Below are 26,232 nucleotides of genomic sequence, written 5' to 3'. Positions count from 1 at the left end.
TGCTCCCCGGCCACGCCGTCCACCCCGGCCACCCCGGCCACGCCTTCCCCGGCTAGCCCCGGGCCGCCTCCTCCGCGGTAGCGCTCAGCATGCAGAATTCGTTGCCCTCCGGATCCGCCAGCACCACCCAGGACACATCCGGTCCCTGGCCGACGTCGGCCAGGACGGCGCCGAGGGCGAGCAGCCGTTCCACTTCCTCCTGCTGCGTACTGCCCTCCGAGGCCCGCAGGTCCAGGTGCAGCCGGTTCTTGACGGTCTTGTCCTCGGGGACGGGAATGATGTCAATATCCGGGCCGGCGCCGCCGTCGGCCCGGACCAGCGAGATGACGTCGGCGTCGTTGGTCTCCAGGATCCGGTACCCCAGCGCCCCGGTCCAGAACTGCGCCAGCCGCGCCGGATCGGCTGCGTCGAGGGCGATGGACGAAATGACACTGCTCATGGAGCGCTCCTGACGGTGGGGAAAATGATTCCCGAAGCTAGCAGGGACGCCGGTTTCCGGTCAACGGCCGGTTTCTGGGCCCGGCGCCGGCCCGGAAACCTGTGCCTACCAGCGGTTGCGGGCTTCCTCGACCCAGCCGGTCAGCCCGTCCAGCGGGTATTCGGTCCCGTTCGGTGTGCGCGCGGTTCCCGTCCAGGTGCCGAACGCCTGCCAGGTCTGTGCCCTGATGACGACGGCGTTTGTGGCGGCTACGCGCCGGTGGAACGGGGTGAGGGTGGCATCGATCCACGGCCCCGTCACCCGCCAGGGCGACGCCGGATCGGCCAGATCGTAAGCGAACTCCAGTTCGCCGTCGTAATGGTGCAGGTGCCCGTCCACAATCAGGGCGTTCTCCGTGGCCGGGGTTCCAGCTGTCCATTTGCCGCCGAACTGAAGTCCCAGCCGGGTGCCGTCCACCGTGCCGGAGCCCACGCCCCAGTTCCAGCGCCGCGAATACGGCCACCGCCCGCGGCCGCGGTCCAGCACGGCAAAGGCTTCCTCGCCGCCGATTTTGTACTCCCGCCCGTCCACGGCGACGGTGCCGGAAACGCGGCGGGCTACATCCTTGAGGGTGTATTGGTAACGGTTCGCTGACCACGGAACGACGACGCCGAGGACGTCGCCGTCCGCTTCGGCAAACAGGTCCGCAGAGATCCGGGAAGACGAGGCGGACAGCCGGGTGCCGCCGTCGGCGTCGTGAAAGCGCAGGGTGGATCCCCCGAAGGAGCCGAACGCGGTCAGCGGCGGAAGCTCGTCAGGCACGGAGACATCCGCGTAGGTGGGCAGCAGCTTCAGCGGTTCGGCGGCGGTTTCCTTCCCGGTGCCGCGCTCCAGGACATAGAGCTGCAGGGTGGACGCGTAATCCAGGTGCGCAATGGTCATCCCCAGCACCAGATCCGGGGTCATGATGCCCCAGTATTCCCAGCGCTTGGTCCGCCAGCCGCCCCGCAGGCCCCAAGGAACCACCGGCCGGTGCAGCGCACTGCGTGCATAGCCGACGGCTGCGGGGTTCAGCAGTCCGGCGGTAGAGCCGAGGTCCACGGGGGAGGTGATTTCATCCATGCCGCCCAAGTGTAGGGGAGCGTAGGGTGAAGACCGTGCCGGAGCGCCGGTGCAGTATCCCCTGCCGCACCCGTTGTCCTGCCCCGGCCGGAAAGGACAGTCATGACCACCACCGCCACCGCGGCAGTCCTGCGCGGAGTGAACGAGCCCTTTGAACTCGCAGAAGTCACGCTGGACGCCCCGCGCCCGGATGAAGTTTTGGTCCGGATGGTTGCCAGCGGAGTCTGCGGCACCGACCTCGGCGTCCAGGCCGGGCACATTCCTTTCCCGCTTCCCGGTGTCCTGGGCCATGAAGGCGCCGGCGTGGTGGAAGCCGTGGGCGACGCGGTGACGTCCGTTCAGCCGGGGGACCATGTGCTGCTGACCTTCACCAGCTGCGGCATCTGCCGAAACTGCCGCAGCGGCCATCCCGCCTACTGTGTCGAGTTCCTGCCGCGGAACCTCCTGGGCGGGGAACGCGCGGACGGCAGCACCACGATCACCGAAAACGGCAGTGACCTGCACGGCCACTTCTTTGCCCAGTCCTCCTTCTCCACTCTGGTCCTGGCCGATGAGCGCGGCGTCACCAAGGTGGATCCGGCAGCGGACCTGTCCCTGCTGGCCCCGCTGGGCTGCGGCATCCAGACAGGTGCCGGGGCTGTCCTGAACGTGCTGAAACCCGAGCCCGGATCCGTGCTGGCGGTCTTCGGTGCCGGCCCGGTGGGCCTGGCAGCAGTCATGGCCGCGGCCCTGTCCCCGGCCACCCGGATCATTGTGATGGACCTGGTGGACTCCCGTCTGGAGCTGGCGAAGGAACTCGGCGCCACCGACGTCGTGAACTCCGGCAGCACTGACGCTGTGGAGGCCTTGATGGGTCTGACCGACGGGCTGGGCGTCACCCATGCCCTGGAAACCACCGGCAGCACCAAGGTGGCGGAAACCGCGGCGGCCGTGCTGGCGCCGCTGGGCAAGCTGGGCCTGATCGGTGCGCCTGCGGCAGGCAGCACCATGAGCCTGGACGTGAACTTCATGCTCAACGGCCGGCAGATCCTGGGGATTACCGAAGGAGATTCCAACCCGCAGCTGTTCCTGCCAGCCCTGGTGGATCTGGTGCAGCAGGGCCGGTTCCCGTTGGAGAAAATGATCACCCGGTATTCCTTCCGGGACATTAACGACGCCGCGGCGGCCGCCAAGAGCGGCAGCGTCCTGAAGCCCGTGCTGCACTTCGAGGACCTGGTCTAGGCTGGAAGAAATTCCGGTACGGACGAAGGTGGGGCAAAAGTGTTAGTCAGCGTCGGTCAGTTCAGCCCCTCCGGGGACGTCCGGGAAAACCTGGGCACCATGCGCTCCCTTGCCGGCAAGGCCAGGGCCGAGGGGTCCGAGCTGATCATCTTTCCCGAAGAATCCATGTTCAGCATCGGCAAAGTGGAAGGTCCCCTGGCCTCCGCCGTCGACGCCTCCTGGACCACCTTCGTCTCCCAGCTGTCCCTGCTGGCGGCGGAGCTGGAAATCGCGGTGATTGCCGGCGGTTATGAGTCCAGCGGCGAGGAGCGGCCCTTCAACACCCTGGTCCTGATCGATGCGACCGGCCGGATTGTGGACACGTACCGGAAGCTGCACCTGTATGACGCGTTCAGCTATGCCGAGTCGGACCGGATTAAGCCGGGCGACGGCGGCGTAAAGGTGATGCAGGTGGGCGGTCTGTTGGTGGGGGTCATGACCTGCTATGACCTGCGCTTCCCGGAACTGGCCAGGGCGCTCGCCGACCTTGACGCCGATCTGCTGGCCGTTCCCGCGGCGTGGTTCCGGGGTGAGCACAAGATTGACCACTGGGAGACGCTGCTGAAGGCCCGCGCCATCGAGAACACGGTGTGGGTGGCGGCTGCAGGAACCTCCAGCCGGCATACCGTGGGGCACTCGGCCATCCTGGACCCGATGGGTGTGCCCCAGGCTGCGCTGGAGGAGGAACGCGAGGCTGTGGTGACGGCGGACGTCACCCGCCGGCGGATCGAGGACGTACGGCAGTTCTTGCCGGTCCTCAGGAACCGCCGCTTCGCGGAAAACACGCGGATCGTGGAGGCACATTAGGGCCCGGGGAAACCTGCGGAAAGTATTTCCGCCGCCGCGTAACCTTCTCCTATCCGCCGTCGATTACGTGTGTGTAACGGCCGCGCCGAGGCCTATCCCCCCAACGGGCATCGGTGCGGCCGTTGCGTACGAGCGTTTCGCGGCAACGCACCAAGGCCGGACACGGTAGCATTTGGACCACTCCGTATCTTGAGGAAAGCGATTCCGCCTTGGCACCACCGCTTACTGAGCAAACGCTCAGTGATGCGCGCGCCCGGAAACCGGCGGCTCTGCGCAACATTTATGACGACTTCGCACCGGCCGTTCTTGGCTACCTCCGCTCCAAGGGGTGTGAAGACCCCGAAGCACTGACGCAGGAAGTCTTCCTGACGTTGTTCTCCAAGCTGGACACGCTCAAAGGCGGACTCCGGGGAGCCCGCACCTTTGCCTTCTCCGTTGCCCACGCCCGTATGGTGGACGACGCCCGACGGCGCGAGCGCGAGCCGGCAATAGCCGTGTTTGATCCGGAGCTGGACCGGCGTGCCACGGAATCCGCGGAGGAAAGCGTGCTTGGCGGCGGTGCCGGAGTTGCTGCCCTCCTGGGGGGCCTGACACCGCAGCAGCAGGAAGTCCTGCTGCTGCGCGTGGTAGCCGATCTCTCCGTGGACGAATCGGCGAAAATCATGGGACGCAGTGCCGGAGCCGTGAAGCAGCTCCAGCGCCGTGCACTCGGGGAACTCAGAAACCAATTGGAACGGAAGGAGGCACCGCACAATGAGCGAGCATCCTGATGCGCAGGACCGACTCTACGTCCGCGGCCTCCTGGCGGAAGCAGGCATCGAGGAAACCCCTGAGCTGGTTGAGGCGCTGCTGGCCCTGTGCTGTGAGTCCCGCACACCCGCGCCGGAGCCGGAAGGAAAACTCGCCGCCCTGTTATCGGGAGCCCCGGTGCCCCTGCGCCCCCGGAGGAAGCGCAGCCGGGGGATTGTCCTTGGTGCTGCCCTCATCGGGGCCATGGCGGTCGGCGCCGGGGGCGTGGCAGCCGCTCCCGATTTCCTGGTTCAGGCCGAGCCGAATCCTACCGTCAGCTTTCTGCCGGAGTCCTCCAGCATGGACCGTTCGGACCCGGCCGAGGGTGAAGAAGAGCCTGCGGATCCTGCTGCCCCAGCGGCCGAAGCGGAACCGGTCCCCGAACCGCACCCCGAACCCGAGCCGGTGGCAGAGGCCGGCCCGGACCCCGTACCGGTACCGGAAGCGGAAACCGGGCCGCAAACGCAGCCTGATCCTGACCACGAGCCGGCACCGCCAACGGACCTTGAACCGGCACCGGAGCCTGAACCGGAAACGGAAGCAATCACCGTCGCCCCCGCTCCGGTCGCAAAGCCGGGCAGCCGGATGCCGCCGGGAGCCGGAGCCGATCCGGGCGCCGGGGGCGGTAAAGGTCGAGGAATTGTCCAAGGCCCGCCGCCGGGACCTGGGCTGCACGACGACGGCCCGCACGCCGACGACGGCACGCAGAATCCCAAGGGCGCGGGCATGCCCGGTGGACGCGGCGCCCCGCACGGGGATTCCAGCCGCGGCAAGGGGTGGGGCGCCGACGGCGCTCCCGGGCGCGGTCTGTCCGGCCGGGACCGGTAGGCAGACGCTCCTTCTTCTCCGGCGCCGGGGCGACGAATCCGTCCTTCACCGTTGCGGTGGGCGCCGGGCATGGGCTTAGGTTGCAGGTGGAACGCGTGCTCCGCAGGCACTCAGGAGGCCGCAGTGGACGAATACGTGATTGTTGTGGAGACGGGCTACAAGATGGCTTCCGCCGCCCACCGGGTGGCCTTCACCGAGCCGATGGACCTGCGCGAGGCCACCCGGCTGTTTCTTGACATCAGGGAGGGTCAGCGCGAGGATCTCCTGCCGTCCCGGACGGATAGCTCCATCCTGGAGGTCTCTCCCACGGAATTTATTCAGGTCCATCAGGCCATGGGAGGAGCCGTGGTGCTGGACCGGGTGACCCTGACGCGCCGCCTGCGCTGATCCCCAGCCAACCGGAGAGACCGGGTGGTGAAGGACGTCGGAGGGTTAGCGGTGCCCGACGCCCAGCAGGGCGACGAGATGTCCGCGTATTCGGGCCAGCTCCGACGAAGCCCGGTCCCGGTCCCATGGCCGGCCGCCCGGAACATTCTGCACCTCGGTGACGGTTGCGCCGGGAACGCCGTCCTCCGTGCCAAGGACCGCGACGCGGTCCGCCAGCTGCAGGGCTTCATCCACATCATCGGTGACCAGCAGTACGGTGGCGGGCGCCGCCCGGTGCAGGGACTGAAGCAGCTCCCGCATCTTGAGCCGCGTCAGCGCATCCAGGGCGCCAAAGGGTTCATCCAGCAGCAGGACACCCGGTTCCCGTGCGAAGGCCCGCGCCAGCGAGGTCCGCTGGGCCAGGCCACGGGAGACCGCCCGCGGCAGGTGCTTGGCAAAGGCGGCCAGTCCCACCAGGTCCAGGAGCTCGGCAACCTTGGCCTTCCCGCGGCTGGCGCTCGAGGATTTCGGCAACCCGACGGCGATGTTGGCCTGCAGCGTCTGCGACGGAAGCAGCCGGGGTTCCCGCCCGGCCACGGCGCAGCGGTCATCGGCGCCCAAAACCGGCTTCCCGTCGATGAGGATGGTTCCGGCCGTAGGCAGGTCCAGTCCGGCGGCAGCCCGCAGCAGGGTGGACTTGCCGCAGCCGACCGGTCCCAGGACAGCCAGGACCTCCCCGGGACGGACGTCGACGCTGATGTCCCGAAGGACCACCTGTTCGTCCGGGCCGGTGCCGAAACTGCGGCCGAGCCCGGCGAAGGACACCGGCAGGGCTGTGCCGGAGCCGGACGTGGGCGTACGCAGGACTGAGGTCATAGAAGCATCTCCATCGATCCTGGCAGTAGCACCCAACGGAAGGTGCCGTGAGCCGGGGTAACGGCGTCCTGCGGCACCAGCCTCGTCATCGCCGTTCCTTCGTGGAGGACATCCGGCAGGCGGGGTTGCTGCGGCTTCAACGATCCAGGTCTCTCAGCCGCTCGGGATGGTCAGGCACTACTAAACTCCGCCAAGAGCTCGTCCAACAAGCCCTCCGGGAAATATTACGGCCGATGCCGCCTTCGCCCGGAATGCCCGCAAAGAGGCAGCACGCTGCCGTGGAGACCTGGACAGCGGTCAGATCCCAAGGTCCGCCGCCCCGTATGTCAGTTACCGGCAGGAGTGCGGCCGGTACCCGTTGACCCCCGCGGAGGGGCACTCCTAACCTGCCATAAGGGCCCTGTACACCGGGTCCGGCCGGGTCCTGTCCCATCCCACCGTTCAAGGGGTTGTTATGGCCACATCAGACGCCGCATCAGGGAAAGCGATTTCCGCCGACGGAACACCCATTGCGTGGTCCCGGCAGGGCAGCGGGCCGCCGCTGGCGATTGTCGGCCCCCTGCTCGCGCACCGGAGCAGCCCGGCAACGGTGGTCCTTGCGGATGCCCTTTCGCAGAACCACACTGTCTACACCTATGACCGCCGGGGGATCGGCGAAAGCGGCATGGGAGAGGAATACACCTCGGAATCGGACGTGGATGACCTGCTTGCCGTCCTCGAAATCGCCGGAGAATCAACTGACCTGTACGGCTTCGATGAGGGGGCTTTCCTGGCCCTCCGCGCGGCGGAGGAATCCACGGTGGTCAGCCGAGTGGTGGCTCTGGAACCCACACTTTCCCTCGCGGACGGTGATGATGAACTAATGGTCCTGCAGACCGAGATCGAGGGTCTTGCCGGAGTCCGTATCCCCGTCCTGGTGATGGCGGGGACCGGCAGCGGGGACGAGGCCCAGGACCTGGCACGGCAGACCGCCGACGCCCTGGATTCCGGAGAGTTCCTGCTGGTGGAATCGGATACGCAGGGAATTCCGGATGCGGCGCTGACGGATGCCATCGAGTCTTTCCTGGCCTAGGGCCCTGCACGTCGCGGGCGTGCGGTGCCCCGTCCGCCGCGGGGCGGGAGCGTAAGCTGGTTGCCAATCACCGTCTCCGGCGAAGGAAGAAACAGTGGCACACGTCAATGACCCTGCGGTAATCGAACGGCTGCTCCGGAACAGGGCGGCACGGTGGGCGGTAGTGGGCCTGTCGAACAATCCGCTGCGCCCCGCCGTCGGCGTCTCCCGCTTTGTCCAGGACCAGCTCGGCATGGAGATCATTCCGGTCAGCCTGAAAGGCGATGACGTCCACGGCAACAAGGGGTACCGGAAGCTGGGCGAGATCCCGGGAAGCATTGACGTGGTGGACTGCTTCGTGAACTCCGACCGGGTGGGGGACATTGTGGACCAGGCGATTGAGGCGGGGGCCAAGGCCGTCTGGCTGCAGCTCGGCGTGGTGGACGAAGCCGCCGCTGCCCGTGCCGCGGCGGCAGGGCTCGACGTCGTGATGGACCGCTGTCCGGTGATCGAAGCACCGCGGTTTGGCCTCTAGAGTTTGGCGAACCTCGCGCGGATGATCCCGATGTACAGTCCGTAGAGCGTCAGACCGATTCCCACCGCAGCCAGCGCCACCGGGCCGAAGGGTTGGTTGTGCAGGGTGTGCAGCGCCCCGTCGAGTCCGGTGGACTGCTCCGGATCTGCGCGTACGGCGGCCACCGTAATCAGCACCCCCAGAATGCCCAGTGAGATCCCCTTGGCAATGAAACCGGCCACGCCGGTGATGTCCACGGCCCGTTGCCAGAGGCCCGACGGGACGCCGGTGAGGTTCCGCCGGAAGCGGCGGGTTGCCCCCTTGAAGATGAAGTAACCGCCGACTCCCACCACCACCAGGCCGGTGAGTCCCAGGATCCATTGGCCAGCGGGAACGGCGAGCAGGCGGGCCGTCCAGCCGACCGAGGACGAGCTGCCGTTGTTGCTGCCGCGGCCGAGGGCGAAGGAGGCAAAGGACGTGCCGATGGCCCCGTACACCAGCACCTGTCCCGCATTGCGGGCACGGTCCTTCCACAGCTCCTTATCCTGAAGCTGCTGCCCGGCGAGGAAAATGCGGCTGAGCTGGAACAGGGCCAGGGCGTAGCAGCCGAGGAAGCAGAACCAGACCAGCGCATAGCCTGCGGGCTGCTCGGCCACGGCGGCAACAGCTCCGCTGGTATCCGCGTTGCCGGAACCACCGGAATTAATCTGCAGGGCGATCAGCCCGATGACGATGTGCACAAGGCCGCTTGCCACATAGCCAACGCGTGCGAACCGCTCGAAGGCCGTGGAATCGGCGGCGCGTTCCGCCGCCTCGCTGACGGGCCGGCCGCTGCGGCTGTTCGAATTCAAACCGTTTGTCCTTCGCTCCGCTGCCGGTATGCCCGCAGCACTGAATCTGTTCCGCCCATCCTCCCATCCCCGGGCAGCAGCCGTGCCATGGCCCCGGCGGCGGCGCTAGGCTTTGCCTTATGGATGCGGGTGAACTTCGGCGGTTGTGCCTTGCCCTGCCCGGGGCCTTCGAGGATTTCCCCTTCGGGCCGGATTCGTCGGTGTTCAAGGTTCGTGCCGCCGGCGGTAAGGCGAAGATGTTCGCGCTGGCGGCGCTTGCCGGCCGGCCCCTGATGATCAGTTTGAAGTGCGAGCCGGAGCTGGCTCTTCAGCTGCGGGCGGCACATCCGGAGATCACCGGGGCCTGGCACATGAACAAGAGGCACTGGAACCAGGTGGAGGTTGAATCCGGACTGCCGCGCGGCATGATCCGGGACCTGGTGGAGGATTCCTACGACTTGGTAGTGGCGTCACTTCCCCGGAAAGACCGGGAGTCCCTTGCGTGGAAGGGGTTGGCGGGCAGATGAAGAGACACGCCGGATTTACCTATGCCGAGCAGGGGCAAACCGAACGCCCCTATCCGGCGCCCATGACGGACCGCTGGCCGGACGGCTACCGGCTGGTACTGCGCAAGGAGGAACTCAAGGTGGACGAGGCCCGGGCGGGGTTTCTTCGCCTGGCCTCCGGCCTGCTGGACTGGGACCTGCACCGCCGGGCGGGACTGGCCGTGGCCCCCGGAACGCCGCGGGCCGCCCCTGGAGTGGAGATGGCCTCGGGGGTGGGGTTCCGCCGGCTGCGCTACTGGGCGCCGTGCCGGGTCATCTGGGCTGCTGAGGCAGTGCTTGACGACGCCGGGGCACCGGTTCCCGGCCAGCGCAGCGGCTTTGGCTACGGCACCCTGCCGGGACACCCGGAGTGCGGTGAAGAGGGTTTTTATGCCGAGCTCGATGAGGACGGCGGGTTGTATTTCCGGATCGCGGCGTACAGCCGGCCGGGCAACCGGCTGGTGGCTGCGGCGAACCCCGTCAACGTGCGGGTCCAGCAGTTTTACACCACCCGGTACTTCGCGGCTGCTTACGCGCTGGCGTCCGGGAGCTGAGACCGGCTCAGGGTAAAGCGGAGGACTATGTCGCTTTCCTCCTGGGGGATGAAACCTGCAGCCAGCAGGACGGACTGGGAGATTTCATTCGCGGGTTCCGTGTAGGCAATGACTTCGTCCACGTGAGGCTGGGCCAGGATGAAGCGGGTGATGGCTCTCAGGGCCTCCGCGGCATATCCCTGTGCCCGGTGGGACGGCACCACGTTGTAGGTGACCTCCACGGCCTTTTCCAGGGGAACGCCGTCGAAACCGATGGTTCCCACCACCAGGGACGTGGCACGTTCGCGGATCATTCGCATGCCGAACCGGGCTGCCGCGGGGGTCAGGAGTCCGGCTTCGAAAGCCCGGCGTGCGGCGTCGTAATCCTCAGGCCGTGGGAAGTCCTCCGCCCAGTCCGGCCGCCGTGTCTGGATGATGAGGGCGTCCACCTCGGCAACTGTCATCAGGTCCAGTGATAGCCGCTCGGTGGAGATGCCTGCGTCTGCGTCTGCAGCACGGTTTTCGGGAATTATGCTCACGAGACAATTCTGCACACACCTCCGGGGTTTGCATGATTCGTCGCTCCCGACCCGCGGGCGCTAGCCGCTTTTGTTCTGGTCGGTGACGAAAAGACGTGGGAAAGTGCCGGCCAGCAGCAGTCCCGGGACGGCCGTACTGACAGATGGCTGCTGCACGAAAAGTGCGCCGATCAATAGGAGCACACAAAGGCCGGACATAACCAGTGCATAGGTGCGCCGCGATTCCTCGTCCGTCAACACCCGTGCCTCGCCGCGGCGCCGCCGACCGGTCAGAAGATGGATTCCGCTGCCGATGACGGCGAGACCCGCGGCAACGGCCAGCCACGCTGAAATGCCGTCCTCGGTGCCTGAGCCGAACAGATACCGGCCATTCATCACCAGAGGCACTGCGCCCATCGCCAGAAGCACCAGCCCGCACAGCACCTGGGCACGGAGGGTTTGCTTAGTCTTCTCCATACCCCGGAGCCTACACGGGCGGGCGGGGGAGCCGGTCCGCCCGTGCAGGTGAGCGTCTAGCCGAAGTGCCGGGGCAGGGTGCCCTCGTGGGCCGCCTTCAATTCGTCCAGGGGCAGCACGAAGTTGCTCTGGAAGTCCAGGGCGCCGATCTCCGTGTCCACCACGCCGATCCGGGCATGGGCGAAACCGCGGGCCGAGCACATGTCCTTGAACCGGACTTCCTCGCTGCGGGCCACGGCGACGACGGCGCGGGCCTGGGACTCGGAGAACAGCAGGGTGAACAGGTCCACCCCGTCCCGCTCGCAGACCTCGCCGAGGCCAATCCGGGCGCCGACGCCAAAGCGCAGAGCCATCTCGGACAGGGCCGCGGCGAGGCCGCCTTCGGAGACGTCATGCGCGGCGTCGATCATGCCGTCGCGGGAGGCGTTGACCAGGAGTTCACCCAGCAGTTTTTCCGCCTGCAGGTCCACCTTCGGCGGTTTTCCGCCCAGATGTCCGCGCAGGTTCGCGTATTCCGAGCCGTCCAGCTCATCCTGCGTGGTGCCCATCAGGTAGATGGCCTGGCCGTCCTGCCGCCACCCCGACGGCGTGCGCCGGGCGACGTCGTCGAACACGCCCAGCACGCCCACCACGGGGGTGGGATGGATGGCGACGCCGCCGGTCTGGTTGTACAGCGACACGTTGCCGCCGGTGACGGGCACGCCGAGTTCGCGGCAGCCGTCGGCCAGCCCGCGGACGGACTCGGCGAACTGCCACATGACCCCGGGATCCTCCGGGGAGCCGAAGTTGAGGCAGTCGGTGACGGCCAGCGGGGTGGCGCCGGCGGTGGACACGTTGCGGTAGGACTCGGCCAGGGCCAGCTTCGCGCCCTCATACGGGTTCAGGTAGGAGTAGCGGCCGTTCGCATCGGTGGAGATGGCCACGCCGAGTCCGGTGGTTTCATCCACCCGGATCACCCCGGCGTCGTCCGGCATGGCCAGGGCGGTGTTGCCCTGCACATAACGGTCGTACTGGTTGGTGACCCACGACTTGTCGCACATGTTCGGGCTGGCCATGAGTTCCAGGATGGCGTCCTTGACCGCGGCGCTGCCGAAGGGGCGTTCCGCGTTGAAGGAATTGGCCTCGATGCTGTCCTGCGCAGCGGGACGGGCCATGGGGCGCTGGTAGACCGGGCCCTCGTGCGCCACTGTCCGCGGATCCACGTCCACGATGGTTTCACCGGCCCAGTCAATGATCAGGCGGCCGGTGTCGGTGACCTCACCGAGCCAGGAGTACTCCACGTTCCACTTGGCCATGATGGCCTCGAACGCGTCCGCGTTCTCCGGCGTGACCACGGCCATCATGCGTTCCTGCGACTCGGACATCAGGATTTCGCCCGGCGTCAGGGTGGGATCGCGCAGCAGCACGTTGGTCAGTTCCACGTGCATGCCGCCGTCGCCGTTGGAGGCCAGTTCCGACGTCGCGCAGGAAATGCCGGCGGCGCCCAGGTCCTGGATGCCCTCCACCACGGAGGACTTGAACAGTTCCAGGCAGCACTCGATGAGCACCTTTTCCGCGAACGGGTCTCCCACCTGGACGGCGGGGCGCTTGGACGGCTTGGTGGCGTCAAAGGATTCCGAGGCGAGCACGGAGGCGCCGCCGATGCCGTCGCCGCCGGTGCGGGCGCCAAAGAGCACCACCTTGTTGCCGGCACCGGAGGCATTGGCCAGCCGGATGTCCTCGTGCCGCAGTACACCCACGGCCAGGGCGTTGACCAGCGGGTTGCCCTGGTAGACGGAGTCGAAGACCAGTTCACCGCCGATGTTCGGCAGGCCGAGGGAGTTGCCGTAGCCGCCGATGCCGGAGACGATGCCGTGCACCAGGCGGGCGGTGTCCGGATGGTCGATGGCGCCGAAACGCAGCGGATCCATCACGGCCACCGGCCGGGCTCCCATGGAAATGATGTCGCGGACAATGCCGCCGACGCCGGTCGCGGCGCCCTGGTACGGCTCCACGAAGGAGGGGTGGTTGTGGGATTCCACCTTGAAGGTCACGGCCCAGCCCTCGCCGATGTCGACGACGCCGGCGTTCTCCCCGATGCCCACCAGCAGGTGTTCCTTCATCTTGTCGGTGACTTTCTCACCGAACTGTTTGAGGTGCACCTTGGAGGACTTGTAGGAGCAGTGTTCGGACCACATGACGGAGTACATGGCCAGTTCCGCAGCGGTGGGGCGGCGGCCCAGGATCTCCACCACACGGTTAAACTCGTCTTCCTTCAGGCCGAGTTCGGCCCAGGGCAGCTCGGTGCCGGGGGTGGCGGCGGCGTGCTCGACGGTGTCGATGCGGAATTTCTTCTGCTCAGCGGCAGCACTGGGGGAAACGGTCATGACTTGCCTCCGGCAACGAGCGAGTTGAGTACGGAGCTGAAGATGCGGAGCCCGTCGGTGCCGTAGCCTAGCCCGACCTCTCCGTAGGCGGAGGAATCCGGGCCGAAGCCGGGCTCCACGGCGTGTTCGGGGTGCGGCATCAGGCCGACGACGTTTCCGGCAGCGTTGGTGATGCCCGCAATGCCGCGGCGCGAGCCGTTGGGGTTGTCGCCGTCGTAACGGAAGACCACCCGGCCTTCACCTTCGAGTTCGTCCAGGGTCTTTTCGTCCGCGACGTACTGGCCGTCCTGGTTCTTCAGCGGAACAACCATGCCCGCACCCTGTTCATAGGCGGAGGTCCAGGCGGTGCTGTTGTTCTCCACCCGCAGCAGCTGGTCCGCGCAGGAGAATTTCAGGTGGTTGTTCTTGACCATGGATCCGGGCAGCAGATGGGCTTCGGTGAGGATCTGGAAGCCGTTGCAGATGCCCAGCACGGGCATGCCGCCGGCCGCAGCGTCCACTACCTTTTCCATCAGCGGCGCGAAGCGGGCAATGGCGCCGGCCCGCAGGTAATCCCCGTAGGAGAATCCGCCGGGGATGATCACGGCATCCACCGACTGCAGGTTTGCTTCGGCGTGCCAGAGCCCGACGGCGGTGCCGCCGGCGATGGTCACGGCGCGGGCGGCGTCGCGGTCATCCAGCGTGCCGGGGAAGGTGATGACACCGATCCGTACGGCGCGGAGCGCGTCGTTTTCCGGGGCGACGGAGAAGTCGCCGATCAGGGGAGTGCTCAAGATCAGGCCTCCGGGATTACTTCAACGCGGGTGACATCTTCAATCACGGGATTGGACAGCACAGTCGCGGCAGCAGTGCGTGCCTGTTCCAGGACTTCGGGGGTCACGTCACCGTCCACGGTGAGTTCAAAGCGTTTGCCCTGGCGGACTGCGGAAAATCCCGTCAGTCCGAGGCGGGGCAGGGCGCCGGCAATGGCTTTGCCCTGCGGATCGAGGATTTCGGGCTTGGGCATGACATCAACAACGATCCGGGGCATCCGGCAACTCCTGTGAACGAGATGGGTGGCCGCGGACCTTGCCGTCTCACGCTGATTCAGCGCTCCGCGAGCTTGCACGACTCATTCTAGCGGCGTTACGTATGTTACGCGGACGGGTCCCCGCTTAGGCCGGGATCTCCAGCTGGAACCCGCAGGCGCAGCGCAGCACGGTGATGTCCAGCTGCACTTCTGCAGGTTCGTGCGGCATGGAGTCCACCGTGATGGGTTCGAAGATCGAGCGCTGCCGGGTGTCCCTGGGCTGCATGGCTTCGCCGCAGTGCATGTAGTCGGCGTCCTCAAAGAGCCCGCGTGCCCAGAGGTATTGGTCCTCGGGGCTTGCTTCGATTGACATTCTTCGCTTTCGGGTTGAATCCCGGAACATGATTGCCCGGAAATAGTAAGCATACTTACTCAATACTAGGGCACCGCCGGGCGCACGTTGTGCAGGGGCCGCTTTCCGCAGGGCCGGTGTGATTCCGGTTACAGTGGGCCCGTGAGACTCCTGCAAGCAAAACCGGCCACCGTCCGCCGGTTCATGAATGTGTGGCCGCCCTTTGCCTTTACCGGCATCCGGATCACGCGTCTGGACCCCGGCTATTGGGGCGCCTGTGTCCGGTTGCGGTCTTACTGGTGGAACAAGAACGTGGCCGGCGTGCATTTCGGCGGGTCGCTGTTCGCCATGACGGATCCGTTCTGGATGATGCTGCTGCTCCATCACCTCGGACGGGACCACGTGGTGTGGGACCGGGCGGCGGAGGTGGAGTTCCTGAAGCCGGGCAAGGGCGAGGTCCGGGTTGAGTTTGCCCTGGACCCGGCCGACGTCGAACGCCTGCGCACGCTGGCTTCGGGCGGGGCGAAGGTGCTGGAATGGTTTTCCGCCGACGTCGTCGACAGCACCGGCGATGTGGTGGCGCGGGTCCGCAAGCAGGTCTACGTGCGGCAAAAGCGGGACCCGAACGTCCTGCCGGAGCCCAACCTTTTGGAGGCAACCCATGAATGACGGTGCCAACCCGTTAGTCCCGGCGGCGGATACCTTCCTGGTTTCGGGCATTGCCGCGGTGCTGGTGCTCCTGCTGGTGTGGGCAGTGATTCGGCTGGCCCGGTCGAGGGTCGTGACCGCCGGCGAGCGGCTCGGACTGTTGATTTTCTGTCTTATGTTCCCCGTGCTGGGGCCGGTGTGCACGTTGGTGCTGCTGGACCGGCGGGGAAAAGCGCGGCCGAAGCTAGAGGGCTCCGTCGGCGGGACCCAGCAGCGCGGTTAGCCGTTCCCACCGGGAAATCTGGCAGCCGTCCGTCAGCGAAAAAGTTGTGTCCACCGCTTCTCCGTTGACCGTGCCGGTGACGTGGGCGCGCTGCATGCCGCGGATCTGCTGGGTGCACATCTGGTCCGGTGCCGGCTCGGCGAGGGCAGCCGCGCCTTGTTCCGCAAGCAGGGCACAGGCCGCGGCCGCGTCTGGAACAGTTGATCCGTCCAACGGCTCGGCGCCGTCGCACAGCAGCGTCCAGGTGCTGCTCGTCGCCGTTCCGTCCGCTTTGAACCCAACAGTGAGGGACACGGGCGCCGCGGCCGGGGCCGCCGAGGACGGGGGGCCTGCGGGGGGTGAAGAGCCGATATAGCCGAAGTCGGTGACCGAGGGAGAGGGATCGGGATCACTGCCGGAACCGGAACCGGTGCCGCAGGCCGCCAGGGCAAGCACGGAGCAGAGCAGGAGCAGGGGGAAGACGGTACGGCGGGTGCGTGTCACGGTGAGACCTCCAGCTGTGGGTGGCACCCAGCCTAGTTCCCCCGTCAAGGCATGGCCGAAGCCGCGCGGTCCGCGGCCTCCTGCAGCTGTCCTCCGAAGGGTGCCAGCAGGCCCAGGATGCGGGCCCGCAGCTGCTGGGATTCCTCGGCGAAGCCCCGTTGTGCGGCCGCGTACCGGGCCCGTCCTGCGGGAGTTTCCACCGCAATCGGGGTGTAGCCCCAATCGGCCAGGTCATAGGGGGAAGCCTGCATGTCCATTTCCCGGATGCGCCAGGAAAGTTCGAAGGCATCCATCACCACCTCGCTGGGAAGCAGCGGCACCAGTTTGTAGGCCCACTTGTACAGGTCCATGTTGGCATGCAGGCACCCGGGCTGCTCCAGGTCCCGTTGGTTCTCACGGGTCGGGGTGAGTTCGTTCAGGGGAACGGCTTCGGGGGTGTAGAACCGGAAGGCGTCGAAATGGGTGCAACGGATTTTGCTGCGCTCCACCAGGTCATCGGTGCCCTGAGGCCCCAGCCGCAGCTGCAGGTAGTCGTGCCGGATGCCGTTCTCCTCCGATTTGTAGGCCATGGCCCACTCATGCATCCCGAAGCAGCCCAGCACGGGCTTCCGGGCGGCCGTGCGGGAAAGCAGCATGGTGGTGAATCCCAGGGCATCGCCGCGCACCGCGGCGAACCCGTCCACATCTACGGCAACCGCCGGTGTACCGGGGCCGATTCCCGCGGCTTCCCATTCCGGATCCGTCAGAGTCCGGTAGAACTTCCAGGCTGCGCGCTCGCGGACGGCCTCACCGGTGAGGACGACGCCGGCGCCCGGGTGCCAGCGCAGCAGCTGCCCCGGTTTCTGGGAGTAGTAGGTAAAGAGGAAATCCTCCACCGGGTGTTTCTGCCCGGCCGAGCGTCGGGCGAGGAATCCTTCGGTGAAGGGCCGGACACGGTTTTCATGCGCCGCCTGGCGGGGAAGCCACTGGTCCTCGGTCAGGACGGCGGGGCGGGCGGCGGAAGCAATCACGGTTCCATTATCGCGGACGGCCGCCCGGCCGGCACCCGGCGGCGCAGGAGAATCCGTTCCGGAGAAATCAGCGGCCGCTCGTTAGTACCATAGGAACCGGATGCCTTGGAAAGGTGCAGCATGGTTGAAAAGGAAAGCTTTGTAACCCGGTTCATGCGGGCCACGGGAAAGGTGCGGCTGATCTTCGGACCCGCGCAGCAGGGATCGCTGGATCATCCGATGACGGAGGAGAACCAGGCCCTGCTCAAGGCGCAGCAGGCACAGGAAAAAGCGATGTGGGAAACCGTCACCCGGCCTGACGGCAGCAGTTACATCGTTTCGCGCAAGCCCGAGTAGGCTCCGGGCTTAGCGGCCGGTGCCGCCGTAGACCGTGGCTGCGTCTTCGCCGTCGAGTCCGAAGGCAGCGTGGACCGCGCGCACGGCCGTATCCAGCAGCTTGGCACTGGTGACTACGGAGATGCGGATCTCGGAGGTGGAGATCATATCGATGTTCACCCCGGCGTTGTGCAGCGCTTCGAAGAAGCGGTGCGAGACGCCCGGGTTCGAGCGCATGCCGGCCCCGATGAGGGAGAGCTTGCCGATCTGCTCGTTGTACTGGATCGTGTCGAATCCCACCACGGCCTGGGCGGCGTTGAGCGCGTCAATCGCTTCCTTGCCGTCAATGATGGGCAGGGTGAAGGAGATGTCCGTCCGCCCGGATCCCTTGGTGGAGACGTTCTGCACGATCATGTCGATGTTCGTATTGGCACCGGCCACAATGCCGAAAATCTCCGCGGCCTTGCCGGGGATGTCGGGCACGCCCACCACGGTGACCTTGGCTTCAGAGCGGTCATGGGCGACGCCGGAGATGATGGGCTGTTCCAAGGGTTCTCCCTCTTGAATCTTGATCTTGTCATCGGGGCTGGGCAGCACCCAGGTTCCCTCATGTGCGCTGAAGGACGAGCGGACGTGCAGGGGAACGCCGAAGCGGCGGGCGTACTCGACACAGCGCAGGTGCAGGATCTTGGCGCCCGAGGCTGCCAGTTCCAGCATTTCCTCGCTGGAGATCTTCTCAATCTTCTGGGCGCTCGACACCACCCGCGGATCGGCGGTGTACACGCCGTCGACGTCGGTGTAGATCTCGCAGACATCGGCATCCAGTGCCGCGGCCAGGGCCACCGCCGTCGTGTCCGAACCGCCCCGGCCCAAGGTGGTGATGTCATGGCTGTCCTGGCTGACGCCCTGGAAACCCGCAACGATGGCAATGTCGCCCCGCTCGATGGCGGTTTTGATGCGGTGCGGGGAAACGTCAATGATCCGGGCCTTGCCGTGGAAGGCGTCGGTGATCATGCCGGCCTGGCTGCCGGTGAAGGACTGCGCTGACCCGCCGAGTTCGTTGATGGCCATGGCCAGCAGTGCCATCGAAATGCGCTCTCCGGCGCTGAGGAGCATGTCCATTTCGCGGGCATTGCCCAGCGTGGTGATCTGGCCGGCGAGGTCCAGCAGTTCATCTGTGCTGTCTCCCATGGCAGAGACGACAACTACTACTTCGTTTCCGGCGGCATGGGTGTCAACCACGCGTTTGGCGACGCGCTTGATACCTTCGGCGTCGGCCACGGAGGACCCGCCGAACTTCTGCACTATCAGGCTCATGCGTACGCTTTCTCGAATCTAGTTGTGACTGTAATGGGTCCGGCATCCTCGGCGCGGCAGAAACGGTGTCCCCGGGAAAGTTGGCGGTAATATCCGCAGGACCCCGTTCCGAAAGTCTATCGCCGCCGCCGGGAACTCCCGAAATGTCGAGGACATCGGTGCTTAATCTGCTTTTCCGGCGAGTCTGCGGCGCCGGGGGAGCCGCTGTTCCTATGGTGGCCCCATGGACAACAGTGCGGGGGACCACAGCGCCGGCACCGGCGTGGTCGCAGCGGGCATCAGGCGTAGCTTCGGAAGTGTCGAAGCCGTCCGCAGGATGGACTTCACGGCGCCCGCCGGTGAGGTCACCGCGTTGATTGGGCCCAATGGCTCCGGCAAGACCACTTTGCTGCTGATCCTCGCGTCCCTGCTGGCCCCGGACGCCGGTTCGGTGCGGATCAACGGGTACGATCCGGTGGCAAATCCGCTTGAGGTGCGGGCGGGTATCGGCTGGATGCCGGACACACTGGGCACCTGGGGATCCCTGACCGCACGGGAAATCCTGGTCACGGTGGCCGGCCTGTACGGCATAGAGCGGTCCGTGGCCGGAGTGCGGGCTGCCGGGCTGCTGGAAACCGTGCATCTCACCGATTTCGCGGACAAGCCGGCCCGGGTGTTCTCCCGCGGCCAGCAGCAGCGGCTCAGCCTGGCCCGGGCGCTGATCCATGACCCGTCGGTCCTGCTGCTGGATGAACCGGCGTCGGGCCTTGATCCCGGATCACGGGTGGACCTTCGGGCGCTGCTCCGCCGGCTCGCGGACGAAGGGAAGACCGTGGTGGTCTCCTCGCACGTGCTCTCGGAACTGGATGAAATGGTGGACGGCGCGGTGTTCGTTGCCCGCGGTGAAACCGTCAAGACCCAGTCGCTGGCCGACGCCGGTGCGCAGGAGCGCTGGTACTCCATCCGGTCCCTGAACACCGGGTCCCTGCTGCGGCAGGTCGATGAGTTGCGCATCCCCTACCGGCAGCGGGGCGGCGCGGACCGGCCCGAGGTGCAGGTCCGGCTGGCCGGGGAAACCGCCGCAGCACAGCTGCTGCGCTCCCTTGTGCAGGCCGACGTCGCCGTCACCGCGTTCGCCCCCGCCGGCGGCGCCCTCGAAGAGACCTACATGAGTTTGGACGCTGATCGCCGATGAGTACACAGGCGCTTTCCCCCGAGGCACGGACGCTTGGATACTGGACCGGCGTGCGGACGGTTTTCGCCCTGGAGATCAAACAGCGGCTGCGTTCCCGCGGCTGGTATGTGCTGCTCGTTGTCTGGTTTGTAGTGATCGGGCTGGTGGCTGCGCTCACTGCCCTGAGCTCCTCCGCTGCCATGGGGCCGCAGGGGCCGGTGCTCTATGAGCTGATGGTGGGGTTCATTCTGTTCTTCGGCCTGCTGTTGGCGCCGGCACTCTCGGCCAATGCGGTCAACGGGGACCGTGCCGCCGGAACCCTGGCCATCCTGCAGATCACGCTGCTGCGCCCCGGGCAGATCCTGGCCGGTAAGTGGCTGGCATCCTGGGTGGCGTCCATGGGGTTCCTGGTGGCCAGCCTTCCCTTCCTGCTGTGGGCCCTGGCCCTTGGGGGAGTCGAGCCGCTTTCGGCGGTGGTGGCGGTGGTGATGCTCGGCGTCGAGCTGGGGATTGTCTGTGCCGTGGGCGTGGGAATGTCCGCGTTGGCGGCCCGTCCGCTGTTCTCCATTGTGGTGACCTACATGCTGGTGGCGCTGCTGGGGCTGGGCACACTGATTACGTTTGGGCTGAGCAGCTTCCTCACCATAGAGACCGTCAAGGCCAGCAGCTCGACCAGCTATTCCTATGGCAGCAACGGCGTGGAGGAGTACAGCTGTTCGGGTCCACTCACCGATGTTTCCGTTGCCCGCACGGAGCGGATCGCCTGGATCCTTGCCGCGAACCCTTTCGTGGTGGTGGCGGATTCGATTCCCACCGCACCGGTGCGGGACGAAAACGGGTTCAGCACTACGGGCGTCATGGAAGGGATCAGCACCCTGGTGCGGCAGGCCCAGGCCGGACCCGAGCACACCATGCCGTGCCTCAACGGCGAGGCAGGAAACACCGGCGAGCTCGATGTGCCGCCTATCTGGCCCTTGGGGCTCGGGCTGCAGGGGGCGCTCGCAGCGCTGCTGGTGCTACTGGGCCGGCGTAGGCTCCGGACGCCGGTCCGCAGCCTCACCGCCGGAACCCGGATCGCCTAGGGTTCCGGGCCGGCCTCCGCGGTTCCGGTTAGGACATGCTTCGGCGGCCCTCGAAGGCACGGCCGAGGGTGATCTCGTCCGCGTATTCGAGGTCTCCGCCCACGGGCAGGCCGGAGGCCAGCCGGGTGACCTTGATTCCCAGGGTCTTGAGCATCCGCACCAGGTAGGTGGCCGTGGCTTCGCCCTCGAGGTTCGGGTCCGTTGCGATGATGATTTCGGAGATCTGTTCATCCGACAGCCGGCTCAGCAGCTCGCGGATGCGCAGCTGGTCCGGGCCGATGCCGGCGATGGGATTGATGGCCCCGCCGAGCACGTGGTAACGGCCGCGGAAGGACCGCGTGCGCTCCACGGCAATCACGTCCTTGGATTCTTCCACCACGCAGATCATGGTGGGATCCCGCCGCGGGTCGCGGCAGATACTGCAGGTTTCCTGCTCCGTGACGTTGCCGCATACGGTGCAGAACTTGACCCGCTCCTTGACCGTGACGATGGCCGTGGCCAGTTTCTTCATGTCATCGGGATCCGACTCAAGGATGTGGAACGCGATGCGCTGGGCGGACTTGGGTCCGACGCCGGGAAGACGGCCTAGTTCATCGATGAGTTCCTGAACGGCACCTTCGTACACGTAACCTTCTCTGCTGGGTTGGACTGCGTTTTGGCTGATGGTGGCTAGACGGCTGCGGCTTTCCCGCTGCTGCCGGTACTCCGGGCGGGGCCCGCGGCGGTCAGCGTCCGTCCAGGCTGCGTTCCTCGATCAGGCGCCCGCCCAGTATTCGTTCGATCGCCTTACGCCCGACCAGGCCGGAGTCTTCCAGCGTGATGTCATCTGCGCTGGGAACGTCTTCAACGTAGGGCGAGTCTACCGGCCGGCTCCCCCGGACGGCGGCACTGCCGCCGCGCTGGGCAGCTTCGTTGAGCAGTTTCTGGTAACGGCTCAGCGGCTGGTTCGGTGTACCGCCGCCGGTAGCAGCCGACGCCGGGGGAGCGGCAGTCCGCACCGGAGCCGATGCACCCTGCCCGCTTCGGGGCGTGGTTTTGCTGCCGGTCCCGGCGGTACCTCCGCTGGGCGGGGCCGACGTCGACCATTCCGCCCCCGGGGCCCCGGCTGCTGCTTCCGGCGGCTTCGAGGCAGCTGCACCGCCGGAGCGGGTATCCGCCGCCGAAGCAACCGGCCGGGAGATGGATCCGGTGCCGGCCCAGTCGGTGCTGGCCCACTCGGAATCCGAGAGGTGGCCGCCGGAGTACACATCCGCAGGAGCCTCGGCGGTTTCCCAGGCATTGCTTTCCGGCGCATCGTTGAACGGGTCGCTGGGCTCGTCCGGCCAGGGCTCATCCGATGATCGGTTTCCCTCAGGACGCCCTGCAGGCCGTCCGGCGGGCCGACCGGCGTTTTTCGTACCCCCGCCCGGGGCGCCGCCCGGGTTGCCGGCGCCCGGGTTGCTGGCGCGCCGCCGGAGGGCAGCGGTGGCGGCATTCACCGGGGCAGTTGCTTGCGGTCCGGGCACGTGCGCGGCGGGAACGGGCCGAGCGGGGCGCACTGGTTCAGCCGGGGCAGCGCCTGGCGCTGCAGCCGGTGCAGGTGCCGTCTGTGCCTGCGGGGCGGCTGCTGGCTGGGCAGCCGGAGCCTGGGCAGGCGTTTCCCGGGCTGTCGGAACCTCGGCCGGCTGTCCTGGGGCAGCCGGAGCCTGAGTTACCGGCGGCTTGGCGGCCGGTGCGGATGCCGGCGGTCGCCGGCTACCAGCTTTTGGGCCCGACTCACCCGCTGACGCCGAGCTGTCATGGATCGGATTGATCTGGCAGTCCAGCGCCAGGACCTGATGGATCGCCTTGCGCAGGTTCTCCAAGTGGTCTGGGCGGTTGAAGTTGGTGGCAGCGCCGGGATTGGTGAAGGCAAGTTCAAGGACCTTGCCGTCGAAGGCGCGCGGGCTGGAGTTCTTGCTGACGTTCAGCCAGGTGGCACGTCGGATGCCGGTTAGGGCATCCATGATTTCCGGCCAGGCCCGGCGGATCATCTCGATCTGCCCGGTTCCGGCGGCGGCACCCTGTCCGGCGGCGGCACCCTGCGCACCGGAGGCCGCCGGCCTCTGCTGGGCGGGGGGCTGCTGCGAAGGCGCCTGCTGTGCGGGCGCCTGCTGCTGCTGATTCGGACCCTGCGGCGATGCGGCCGGACGGGACGCTGAGGCGGCAGAGGCTGCCGCCGTATTGGCGGCCGGCGCCCCTGCGGATGCAGCCTCGGCAGGGCGGCTGGCGGCGGGACGGGAACCGATTGAGCCCGGTTCGGAGGGTGCAGCCGGTGCAGGTGTCTGGGCAGGAGTGGACCAGGTGCCGCCCCAGTCCAGGGAACTGCCCGCCGGCTTGCTGTCCTCACGGGCGGCTGCGGGAACGGGACTGTCCGTTGCCGGTGCTGCGTCGGGGGAAGGAGTGGCTGCGACGTCGATACCCCGGGGTGCTGACGGGGCTTCGTCGACAGCAGGTGCCGAGCCCGCCTGCGATGCTGTGGGCGCGGCTGCGGGAATGGTGTTCACCGGGGATGCGGCAGCGGCGGCACGGCCCATCGCCTCGGTGGGATCACCTGCATAGCTGAGGCGGCGCTCCAGGCGGTCCACCCGGGCAGCCGTTCCGCGCTCGGCCTGATCCGCGGCCGGGAGCAGGATGCGGGCGCAGAGCAGTTCAAGGTGCAGCCGGGGCGACGTGGCGCCCGTCATCTCGGTGAGCGCCGTGTTGGTGATATCTGCAGCGCGGGAAAGTTCACTGCCGCCCAGTTGTGCGGCCTGTGTCTGCATGCGGCTGATCTGGTCTTCGGGCATGCCGCGGAGCACGGAGGCTGCACTGTCCGGCATGGCGTTGACGATGATCAGGTCACGGAAACGCTCCAGCAGGTCTTCAACAAACCGGCGCGGATCCTGGCCGGTCTGGATAACCCGGTCCACGGCGCGGAACACGGTGGCCGCATCTGCGGCGGCCACGGCGTCGACGACGTCGTCGAGCAGGGACACGGGGGTGTAGCCCAGCAGCGACACGGCTAGTTCATAATCCAGGCCGTCCGGTCCCGCGCCGGCCATCAGCTGGTCAAGGACGGAAAGGGTGTCCCGCACGGAACCGCCTCCGGCACGGATCACCAGCGAAAGTACGCCGGGTGCCACCGCGACGTTTTCCTGGGCGCAAAGCTTCTCCAGATACGCCAGCAGCGGCTCCGGGGGAACCAGCCGGAAGGGATAGTGGTGGGTCCGGGACCGGATGGTGCCAATGACCTTGTCCGGTTCCGTGGTGGCGAAGATGAACTTGATGTGTTCCGGCGGCTCTTCCACGATCTTCAGGAGGGCGTTGAAGCCGGCAGACGTGACCATGTGGGCCTCGTCGATGATGAAGATCTTGTAGCGGTCCCGGACCGGTGCAAAGGTGGCACGCTCCCGGAGATCACGGGCGTCGTCGACGCCACCGTGGCTGGCCGCGTCAATCTCGATCACATCGAGGCTTCCGGAACCGTCGCGCGCAAGTTCGACGCAGCTGTCGCACTTGCCGCAGGGAACCGGGGTGGGACCTTCAGCGCAGTTCAGGCAGCGGGCCAGGATGCGCGCAGAGGTGGTTTTGCCGCAGCCGCGGGGGCCGGAGAAGAGGTACGCGTGGTTCACGCGGTTCTTTTGCAGGGCCGCCATCAGCGGCTCCGTGACGTGCTCCTGGCCGATCACGTCTGCGAAACTCTCGGGACGGTAGCGGCGGTAAAGGGCTGTACTCACAGATAGAAGCCTATCGGTTGGCACTGACGGTTTTTCCTCCGGCGGCCGGCACGGCGGAAACACCACTTCCACAAAAAATTAAAGACCCCCCATGCACCTGCCAGAGCCCGCTTACCCTTGCTACCTTCCGGTCCTGGGGGAGTTCACAGGATGACACCACATGAGGGGCCGGGAACCAGTCTACCCGAAAATTCCGGGCACTGACTCGTAGCGGATTCCGGCCAGTTTCCAGGGGAAGGGGAGCCTCGAACCCGGCGGGAGGCCAAACTGGACAACCGCCGGAGAAGCGAGCCTGGTGACGGAGAGCGGGTGCAGCGCCGTCCTATCTATGCTGCGCAGACCGACGGCGGTTCCCGAGGCAGTGCCTCTCGCTGTGGGCGTGGTGAAAGGAAGCCGATGATTTCCTCCCTATATAGGCACCCCAACGATAGGCACCCCAACGATAGGCACCCCAACGATAGGCACCCCAACGATAGGCACCCCAACGATAGGCACCCCAACGATAGGCACCCCAACGATAGGCACCCCAACGATAGGCACCCCGACAACAGGCAGCCCCAAACACAAGCACTCCCATCACAGGCTGCCCGAATACAGCATCCCCGGCAGCGAGACCCCCGGACGGCGGCGCTACGGCTAACCTCGCCCTCTATATACAGTCCCCGACGACACTGGGCTTGGCGCCTCTGGCGCCTCCTTTATAGAGGTCCTCCTTGTAGAGGTGCTCATCCGGGAGCCGCCGGATGCATAGAGGTCCTCATCGGGAGCGGCCGGACCCCGCGCTGGGGTGGCCACGAGGTCCTTGCCGCTGGCGCCATCCCTGGAGCGCGTTGACCGGTCTGTGCACGGATTGCCCGGCCTCTCTCCTCCAGCTTCATCCGCAGGTCACTGTGACCGCCGACAAGGCAGGTGCGTCCAGGCCGCAGGGGAGGGAAGAAGACCTGATGCCGGCTTGATGAGAGCAGCGGGCGGAATCCGGCTCGGAACAGGACGGATGCAGGCACAATCCTGGCGCGATGCAGACGTGATTCTGGCCGGCAGGGGCGGGAAGAGGGCAGGAAGCAGGCAGTGGAACAGAGGCGGAAACGGGTGTCCGGCGTCACCCCGAATCCGAGTTGCAGCGGCGGGCAAACCTGTGTAAAGTCTTCTAAGTCGCCGCGGCCGGGACGCTGGAAAAGCGCCCGAGCATGGCGGCCAAACCCACCAAAAAACCTGAGTCCAACCGGTGCGCGCCCTTCGCGGGGCCGGCGGAAAGACTCCCGGATTTTGCTGGGCCGGAACGGCGGAAACGCTTTTCACGGTGGTCCGGATCACGGAAACCGCGAATTGCAAATAACGCCGGAATGGAATAAGATATAAAACATTGCAGCGAAGAAGAAAAGGAAAACATTGTTTTCCCGAGTATTTTCGGATTGCGTCTGTTGTTTGAGAACTCAATAGTGTGCCAAGTTTATTGATACCAATTTATTTTGATTGGTTGAACAGGCCGTTTCCGCCCACCCCGTGGGTATGGGACGGTTTTTTTAGCCGGTTTCGAATTTAG

At 66.6% G+C, this 26,232-nt stretch carries 29 protein-coding genes and 1 other RNA gene; 14 read left to right on the top strand and 16 right to left on the bottom strand.

The features are described 5' to 3' along the window. Positions 1–52 precede the first annotated feature (52 nt). Positions 53–439 carry a VOC family protein gene (locus GD627_RS16425; protein WP_153297114.1) on the bottom strand — a complete coding sequence of 129 codons (387 nt, stop codon included), beginning with the start codon at positions 437–439 and terminating at the stop codon, positions 53–55. 105 nt (positions 440–544) lie between these two features. Continuing rightward, complete coding sequence (locus GD627_RS00145) at positions 545–1,540, bottom strand: DUF2804 domain-containing protein (protein WP_152270875.1); 996 nt, start codon at positions 1,538–1,540, stop codon at positions 545–547. 102 nt (positions 1,541–1,642) lie between these two features. Between GD627_RS00145 and GD627_RS00140 the strand changes: the two genes are divergently transcribed. From GD627_RS00140 to GD627_RS00120, 5 genes are all read left to right on the top strand, one after another. Then, entirely contained in the window at positions 1,643–2,761 is a 1,119-nt protein-coding gene (locus tag GD627_RS00140; protein WP_152270874.1) for an NAD(P)-dependent alcohol dehydrogenase, read from the top strand. A gap of 39 nt (positions 2,762–2,800) precedes the next feature. Continuing rightward, positions 2,801–3,607: a carbon-nitrogen hydrolase family protein gene (locus GD627_RS00135; RefSeq protein ID WP_152270873.1), complete on the top strand. Its 807-nt coding sequence runs from the start codon at positions 2,801–2,803 to the stop codon at positions 3,605–3,607. A gap of 209 nt (positions 3,608–3,816) precedes the next feature. Then, the gene (locus tag GD627_RS00130) at positions 3,817–4,377 is read left to right on the top strand and encodes an RNA polymerase sigma factor (protein ID WP_146359309.1); all 561 of its coding nucleotides are present in this window, start codon (positions 3,817–3,819) and stop codon (positions 4,375–4,377) included. Then, the gene (locus GD627_RS00125; protein WP_152270872.1) at positions 4,361–5,224 is read left to right on the top strand and encodes a hypothetical protein; all 864 of its coding nucleotides are present in this window, start codon (positions 4,361–4,363) and stop codon (positions 5,222–5,224) included. The genes GD627_RS00130 and GD627_RS00125 overlap by 17 nt, the downstream gene beginning before the upstream one ends. A 123-nt stretch (positions 5,225–5,347) precedes the next feature. After that, complete coding sequence (locus GD627_RS00120; protein WP_146359303.1) at positions 5,348–5,611, top strand: hypothetical protein; 264 nt, start codon at positions 5,348–5,350, stop codon at positions 5,609–5,611. Between the two features lie 45 nt (positions 5,612–5,656). On the opposite strand, the gene GD627_RS00115 is transcribed toward GD627_RS00120, so the two are convergent. Next, entirely contained in the window at positions 5,657–6,466 is an 810-nt protein-coding gene (locus GD627_RS00115) for an ABC transporter ATP-binding protein (protein ID WP_152270871.1), read from the bottom strand. Between the two features lie 454 nt (positions 6,467–6,920). On the opposite strand from GD627_RS00115, the gene GD627_RS00110 reads away from it, so the two are divergent. Both GD627_RS00110 and GD627_RS00105 read left to right on the top strand, forming a co-directional pair. Beyond that, on the top strand, positions 6,921–7,538 hold the full coding sequence (locus GD627_RS00110; protein WP_152270870.1) for an alpha/beta fold hydrolase: 618 nt from the start codon (positions 6,921–6,923) through the stop codon (positions 7,536–7,538). 94 nt (positions 7,539–7,632) lie between these two features. Next, positions 7,633–8,052, top strand: coding sequence for a CoA-binding protein (locus GD627_RS00105; RefSeq protein ID WP_152270869.1), 420 nt, complete (start codon positions 7,633–7,635; stop codon positions 8,050–8,052). Here GD627_RS00105 and GD627_RS00100 read toward each other — a convergent pair. Further along, on the bottom strand, positions 8,049–8,882 hold the full coding sequence (locus GD627_RS00100) for a DUF1206 domain-containing protein (protein ID WP_152270868.1): 834 nt from the start codon (positions 8,880–8,882) through the stop codon (positions 8,049–8,051). The genes GD627_RS00105 and GD627_RS00100 overlap by 4 nt on opposite strands. Positions 8,883–9,001: 119 nt before the next feature. Between GD627_RS00100 and GD627_RS00095 the strand changes: the two genes are divergently transcribed. Together GD627_RS00095 and GD627_RS00090 are read left to right on the top strand one after the other, a co-directional pair. Further along, a complete protein-coding gene (locus GD627_RS00095; RefSeq protein ID WP_152270867.1) occupies positions 9,002–9,388 on the top strand; it encodes an MmcQ/YjbR family DNA-binding protein in 387 nt (128 codons plus the stop codon). After that, entirely contained in the window at positions 9,385–9,960 is a 576-nt protein-coding gene (locus GD627_RS00090) for a DUF1990 domain-containing protein (RefSeq protein WP_152270866.1), read from the top strand. The genes GD627_RS00095 and GD627_RS00090 overlap by 4 nt, the downstream gene beginning before the upstream one ends. On the opposite strand, the gene GD627_RS00085 is transcribed toward GD627_RS00090, so the two are convergent. The 6 genes from GD627_RS00085 to GD627_RS00060 form a co-directional block, all read right to left on the bottom strand. Then, the gene (locus tag GD627_RS00085) at positions 9,936–10,478 is read right to left on the bottom strand and encodes a GNAT family N-acetyltransferase (protein ID WP_152270865.1); all 543 of its coding nucleotides are present in this window, start codon (positions 10,476–10,478) and stop codon (positions 9,936–9,938) included. The two genes, GD627_RS00090 and GD627_RS00085, sit on opposite strands and share 25 nt — an antisense overlap. 60 nt (positions 10,479–10,538) lie before the next feature. After that, on the bottom strand, positions 10,539–10,934 hold the full coding sequence (locus GD627_RS00080; protein ID WP_152270864.1) for a hypothetical protein: 396 nt from the start codon (positions 10,932–10,934) through the stop codon (positions 10,539–10,541). A gap of 56 nt (positions 10,935–10,990) precedes the next feature. Next, positions 10,991–13,300 carry a phosphoribosylformylglycinamidine synthase subunit PurL gene (gene purL / locus GD627_RS00075; RefSeq protein WP_152270863.1) on the bottom strand — a complete coding sequence of 770 codons (2,310 nt, stop codon included), beginning with the start codon at positions 13,298–13,300 and terminating at the stop codon, positions 10,991–10,993. Next, positions 13,297–14,076, bottom strand: coding sequence for a phosphoribosylformylglycinamidine synthase subunit PurQ (gene purQ / locus GD627_RS00070; protein WP_425481886.1), 780 nt, complete (start codon positions 14,074–14,076; stop codon positions 13,297–13,299). The genes purL and purQ overlap by 4 nt, the downstream gene beginning before the upstream one ends. After that, positions 14,076–14,330 (bottom strand): phosphoribosylformylglycinamidine synthase subunit PurS, encoded by a 255-nt coding sequence (gene purS, locus GD627_RS00065; RefSeq protein WP_152270861.1) that lies wholly within the window; start codon positions 14,328–14,330, stop codon positions 14,076–14,078. The genes purQ and purS overlap by 1 nt, the downstream gene beginning before the upstream one ends. Positions 14,331–14,454: 124 nt before the next feature. After that, complete coding sequence (locus tag GD627_RS00060) at positions 14,455–14,682, bottom strand: hypothetical protein (RefSeq protein ID WP_152270860.1); 228 nt, start codon at positions 14,680–14,682, stop codon at positions 14,455–14,457. Between the two features lie 141 nt (positions 14,683–14,823). On the opposite strand from GD627_RS00060, the gene GD627_RS00055 reads away from it, so the two are divergent. Then, on the top strand, positions 14,824–15,330 hold the full coding sequence (locus GD627_RS00055) for a DUF4442 domain-containing protein (protein WP_246165209.1): 507 nt from the start codon (positions 14,824–14,826) through the stop codon (positions 15,328–15,330). Beyond that, positions 15,323–15,592, top strand: a complete 270-nt coding sequence (locus GD627_RS00050) for a hypothetical protein (RefSeq protein WP_152270859.1) — start codon at positions 15,323–15,325, stop codon at positions 15,590–15,592. The genes GD627_RS00055 and GD627_RS00050 overlap by 8 nt, the downstream gene beginning before the upstream one ends. Here the strand turns inward: GD627_RS00050 and GD627_RS00045 are convergent. Together GD627_RS00045 and GD627_RS00040 are read right to left on the bottom strand one after the other, a co-directional pair. Beyond that, on the bottom strand, positions 15,554–16,075 hold the full coding sequence (locus tag GD627_RS00045) for a hypothetical protein (RefSeq protein WP_194265910.1): 522 nt from the start codon (positions 16,073–16,075) through the stop codon (positions 15,554–15,556). The two genes, GD627_RS00050 and GD627_RS00045, sit on opposite strands and share 39 nt — an antisense overlap. A 44-nt stretch (positions 16,076–16,119) precedes the next feature. Further along, positions 16,120–17,085: a 3-methyladenine DNA glycosylase gene (locus tag GD627_RS00040; protein WP_152270857.1), complete on the bottom strand. Its 966-nt coding sequence runs from the start codon at positions 17,083–17,085 to the stop codon at positions 16,120–16,122. 120 nt (positions 17,086–17,205) lie between these two features. Here GD627_RS00040 and GD627_RS00035 point away from each other — a divergent pair, with 120 nt between their 5' ends. Then, positions 17,206–17,421 (top strand): hypothetical protein, encoded by a 216-nt coding sequence (locus tag GD627_RS00035; protein WP_152270856.1) that lies wholly within the window; start codon positions 17,206–17,208, stop codon positions 17,419–17,421. Positions 17,422–17,430: 9 nt separating this feature from the next. On the opposite strand, the gene GD627_RS00030 is transcribed toward GD627_RS00035, so the two are convergent. After that, positions 17,431–18,717 carry an aspartate kinase gene (locus GD627_RS00030; RefSeq protein WP_152270855.1) on the bottom strand — a complete coding sequence of 429 codons (1,287 nt, stop codon included), beginning with the start codon at positions 18,715–18,717 and terminating at the stop codon, positions 17,431–17,433. 223 nt (positions 18,718–18,940) lie between these two features. Between GD627_RS00030 and GD627_RS00025 the strand changes: the two genes are divergently transcribed. Both GD627_RS00025 and GD627_RS00020 read left to right on the top strand, forming a co-directional pair. Next, positions 18,941–19,891, top strand: coding sequence for an ABC transporter ATP-binding protein (locus GD627_RS00025; protein ID WP_152270854.1), 951 nt, complete (start codon positions 18,941–18,943; stop codon positions 19,889–19,891). Beyond that, entirely contained in the window at positions 19,888–20,952 is a 1,065-nt protein-coding gene (locus GD627_RS00020; RefSeq protein WP_152270853.1) for an ABC transporter permease, read from the top strand. Before GD627_RS00025 ends, GD627_RS00020 begins: the two co-directional genes overlap by 4 nt. A 28-nt stretch (positions 20,953–20,980) precedes the next feature. Here GD627_RS00020 and recR read toward each other — a convergent pair whose 3' ends face one another. The 3 genes from recR to ffs form a co-directional block, all read right to left on the bottom strand. After that, positions 20,981–21,577, bottom strand: coding sequence for a recombination mediator RecR (recR, locus tag GD627_RS00015; RefSeq protein ID WP_146359247.1), 597 nt, complete (start codon positions 21,575–21,577; stop codon positions 20,981–20,983). A 100-nt stretch (positions 21,578–21,677) separates the two neighbouring features. Continuing rightward, positions 21,678–24,689, bottom strand: coding sequence for a DNA polymerase III subunit gamma and tau (locus GD627_RS00010; RefSeq protein WP_152270852.1), 3,012 nt, complete (start codon positions 24,687–24,689; stop codon positions 21,678–21,680). 77 nt (positions 24,690–24,766) lie between these two features. Beyond that, positions 24,767–24,862: signal recognition particle sRNA small type (gene ffs / locus GD627_RS00005), an RNA gene on the bottom strand. Positions 24,863–26,232: the final 1,370 nt, after the last annotated feature.

It is taken from the genome of Arthrobacter yangruifuii, assembly GCF_009192775.1.
GTDB classification, from domain to species: Bacteria; Actinomycetota; Actinomycetes; order Actinomycetales; family Micrococcaceae; genus Arthrobacter_B; species Arthrobacter_B yangruifuii.
Note: the sequence above shows the minus strand (reverse complement) of the source record. Positions and strands in the feature narration are given on the sequence as shown.

What these genes read in the sequence shown, in the direction of transcription:
- GD627_RS00035 (WP_152270856.1), top strand. Translation starts at nt 17,206, where the DNA reads ATGGTTGAAAAGGAAAGCTTTGTAACCCGGTTCATGCGGGCCACGGGA.
- GD627_RS00090 (WP_152270866.1), top strand. Translation starts at nt 9,385, where the DNA reads ATGAAGAGACACGCCGGATTTACCTATGCCGAGCAGGGGCAAACCGAA.
- GD627_RS00020 (WP_152270853.1), top strand. Translation starts at nt 19,888, where the DNA reads ATGAGTACACAGGCGCTTTCCCCCGAGGCACGGACGCTTGGATACTGG.
- GD627_RS00145 (WP_152270875.1), bottom strand. Translation starts at nt 1,540, where the DNA reads ATGGATGAAATCACCTCCCCCGTGGACCTCGGCTCTACCGCCGGACTG.
- GD627_RS00125 (WP_152270872.1), top strand. Translation starts at nt 4,361, where the DNA reads ATGAGCGAGCATCCTGATGCGCAGGACCGACTCTACGTCCGCGGCCTC.
- GD627_RS00025 (WP_152270854.1), top strand. Translation starts at nt 18,941, where the DNA reads ATGGACAACAGTGCGGGGGACCACAGCGCCGGCACCGGCGTGGTCGCA.
- GD627_RS00030 (WP_152270855.1), bottom strand. Translation starts at nt 18,717, where the DNA reads ATGAGCCTGATAGTGCAGAAGTTCGGCGGGTCCTCCGTGGCCGACGCC.
- GD627_RS00115 (WP_152270871.1), bottom strand. Translation starts at nt 6,466, where the DNA reads ATGACCTCAGTCCTGCGTACGCCCACGTCCGGCTCCGGCACAGCCCTG.
- GD627_RS00095 (WP_152270867.1), top strand. Translation starts at nt 9,002, where the DNA reads ATGGATGCGGGTGAACTTCGGCGGTTGTGCCTTGCCCTGCCCGGGGCC.
- GD627_RS00140 (WP_152270874.1), top strand. Translation starts at nt 1,643, where the DNA reads ATGACCACCACCGCCACCGCGGCAGTCCTGCGCGGAGTGAACGAGCCC.
- GD627_RS16425 (WP_153297114.1), bottom strand. Translation starts at nt 439, where the DNA reads ATGAGCAGTGTCATTTCGTCCATCGCCCTCGACGCAGCCGATCCGGCG.
- GD627_RS00080 (WP_152270864.1), bottom strand. Translation starts at nt 10,934, where the DNA reads ATGGAGAAGACTAAGCAAACCCTCCGTGCCCAGGTGCTGTGCGGGCTG.
- purS (WP_152270861.1), bottom strand. Translation starts at nt 14,330, where the DNA reads ATGCCCCGGATCGTTGTTGATGTCATGCCCAAGCCCGAAATCCTCGAT.
- GD627_RS00110 (WP_152270870.1), top strand. Translation starts at nt 6,921, where the DNA reads ATGGCCACATCAGACGCCGCATCAGGGAAAGCGATTTCCGCCGACGGA.
- purL (WP_152270863.1), bottom strand. Translation starts at nt 13,300, where the DNA reads ATGACCGTTTCCCCCAGTGCTGCCGCTGAGCAGAAGAAATTCCGCATC.
- GD627_RS00060 (WP_152270860.1), bottom strand. Translation starts at nt 14,682, where the DNA reads ATGTCAATCGAAGCAAGCCCCGAGGACCAATACCTCTGGGCACGCGGG.
- GD627_RS00050 (WP_152270859.1), top strand. Translation starts at nt 15,323, where the DNA reads ATGAATGACGGTGCCAACCCGTTAGTCCCGGCGGCGGATACCTTCCTG.